The organism is Pseudomonas sp. AGC41 (genome assembly GCF_057334555.1).
The window spans coordinates 4354-6878 of the sequence record NZ_JBHFJB010000059.1 but is presented as its reverse complement, the minus strand read 5'-3'; the positions used below and the strand labels follow the sequence as shown (position 1 = coordinate 6878).

The following is a 2525-nucleotide window of genomic DNA, read 5'->3' as shown; positions in this document are numbered from 1 at the left end:
CCCACAGGAGGGCTGCGGTTACTTGGGTTCTGTGCTCGCTTAAGACCGAAAATGTGGGAGCGAGCCTGCTCGCGAAGCGGTGTCACAGCCGCTGGGTATCTGACCGGTCGCTACCCTTTCGCCTTGATCGCATACATCCCACCCGCAATCACCAGACATGCTCCCACCACCGTCCAGGTGTCGGGCAGCTCACCGAATACCAGCAGGCCAATCAGTGTGGCGAACACCAGCAGGCTGTAGTTGAACGGCTGGAGTGTGGCCGCGGTTGCGTACTTCAGCGCCTGGAGTAATAGCAGCTGGGCCACAACGCCGGTAACTGAAAGCACCGCGATCAGCCCCCATTGCGCCGGGCTCGGTGTTACCCAACCTGGAAGACCCGAAAGGGTGATCGCTATCGCGCCGAAAAAACCCATGTAAAGCATGTTCGTAGCGAACGAGTCCTGCCGGCTGATTCGACGGGTCAGCACGCTGAAAACGGCGAAACCCAGGGCAGACAACAGCGGGATAAGCGCCGCGAGTTGAAAGACACCGGAGCCGGGGCGAAGGATAATCAGCGTACCGGTGAAGCCGATGGCGGCGGCAATCCATCGACGCACACCAATGAACTCACCGAGAAACGCCCCCGCCAACGCCAGTGTCATCAAGGGGAACACCGTGTACAGGGCGTGCATCTCAGCGAGCCCCAGATAGCGCAGCCCGAGTCCAAACAAGGCACTTTCACCCACTCCGATCAATGCACGGATGACCTGCTGGTAAGGATGGTGGCTTCGCCAGGCAGCCCGCAAGCTGCCCTGATAAATGCAAAAGCCGACAGCGAAACCCAGGAAGACCCAATAGCGCACCATGACCAGCTGCGCGATCGGGAGATCTTTGACCAGCACTTTGGTGACCCCATCCTGCGCGGCAAAGATCAGCATCGATAGAAGGCACAGGACGATACCTGACCGCGATCGCGGGGCGTCACGATCATGCACCGCGCGCATCAGCCTCGGCCGACGTTATCGGGGCGGTGTCTTCGGATAGATTGCTATCTGCGCGCCGCCTCGCGATGCTGTGGCGCAACCGATCACGCTCCAGCGCTTCAACGGCCACGAGTGCTTCGACACCGGCCCCGGCTTCGACTTTCTCAATGAAGTTCAAAATGGCCTTTTTCATGAACCAGTGCGAGGTCCGGTCCAGCCTGGCCGATGCCGATTTCAGCCTGGCGCGCGTTTCCTGATCCAATTTGATACCCAGTGTCGTGACTGTCATCACTCAGCCCCTGAATAGAAACAAGCCCTCGCCCTACGTACACATGCGAGAGGACTCGGCAGGCGGTGCCCTTGACGCTAGACCAAGGGCACCGGACTGCAACAACTATCGGATAACAACGGCCATTACGGGGCTGGCGTAGCGGAAGCCGTCTGGTTACCGAACATCGCTTCGAAGCGCGGTTTGTTCGCCGCGTAGTACTCGGCAACCACCTTGTCCGCCGTACTTTCACGGGCATCCGCCATCAATTTCTCAAGGTCCGCTTTCGGGATCTTGAAGTTGGCGAAGAAGCGCGCCACGTCCGGATGCTCGGCGCTGAAACCTTTGCGTGCGATCGCGTGGATCTGCTCGGCGCCACCGAATATCTGCTTCGGATCATCCAGATAACGCAGCGGCCATTTGGCGAACATCCAGTGAGGGCTCCAGGCGTTGACCAACGACCACTTGTCCCGTTTGATGTTGCGATCTAGCTCACTCAGCATGCCGGACTCCGAAGACGCGACCATCTTGTAGCCGTCGAGCTTGTATTCCTTGATGGCTTTTTCCGTCAGCTTGTACTGACCATTGCCCACTTCCGAGGTGAGGATCTTGCCGCCAAGTTTTTCCCGCACTTCGGGTTTGTTGAGGTCTTCGACACTGGCAATTTCACTGGTAGGAATCGAGGTAGGCACCGCCATGCCGATCCGGCCTTCATACAGCACGCCGAGGTCTTCGAGCTTGTCCTTGTACTTGTCATAGAAGGACTTGTGGGTGCTCGGCAGCCAGACCATCGGGATCAGGTCGATGTTGCCGTTAGCCAGCGCCTGGAACTGGATGCCGATATCGGCCAGGACCAACTTGACCGGTTGCTTGAGATGATCCTGCAACGCAGTATTCGCCAGCTTCACCGCGATTTCCGTGTCCGACCAGTTCACCCAGCCGATACGGATGGGCGCGGGTTCCTCGGCTTGAGCGATCAGACTGCCGCAGGCCAATGCAAGGCCGGCAAACCAGCCGATAAAAGTTTTACGGGGTAACGTCATCATGTGCATCTCCGCAGACTGTATTAATAGTTATTGGCAGGGCAGCAGAAGCATTCATTCCATCACGACCGCGGGCGGCCATGGGTAAGTTCTAATTATGAAATCACGGCTATCGAGTGTGGCTTACCCTCCTCCGCCCGTTGGCGGGTTGAATCTTTCAAGGTTGTCGATAAACCCGTGGGGGGGGGGGGGGGTCCCGCTGGGTCGCGCAGCGGCCCCAGGTTTTGCGGCTGCTGCGCAGCCGAGCGGGAG

Annotated in this window: 3 protein-coding genes; all 3 read right to left on the bottom strand. The window is 58.7% G+C overall.

Going from position 1 to position 2525, the window contains the following annotated elements; all coding sequences use genetic code 11:
• Positions 1 to 110: 110 nt before the first annotated feature.
• A complete protein-coding gene (locus ACE04F_RS11390; RefSeq protein ID WP_486106742.1) occupies positions 111 to 983 on the bottom strand; it encodes a DMT family transporter in 873 nt (290 codons plus the stop codon).
• Positions 967 to 1251: a transcriptional regulator gene (locus tag ACE04F_RS11385; protein WP_486106740.1), complete on the bottom strand. Its 285-nt coding sequence runs from the start codon at positions 1249 to 1251 to the stop codon at positions 967 to 969. The genes ACE04F_RS11390 and ACE04F_RS11385 overlap by 17 nt, the downstream gene beginning before the upstream one ends.
• A 125-nt stretch (positions 1252 to 1376) precedes the next feature.
• Positions 1377 to 2276, bottom strand: a complete 900-nt coding sequence (locus ACE04F_RS11380; RefSeq protein WP_486106738.1) for a glycine betaine ABC transporter substrate-binding protein — start codon at positions 2274 to 2276, stop codon at positions 1377 to 1379.
• Positions 2277 to 2525: the final 249 nt, after the last annotated feature.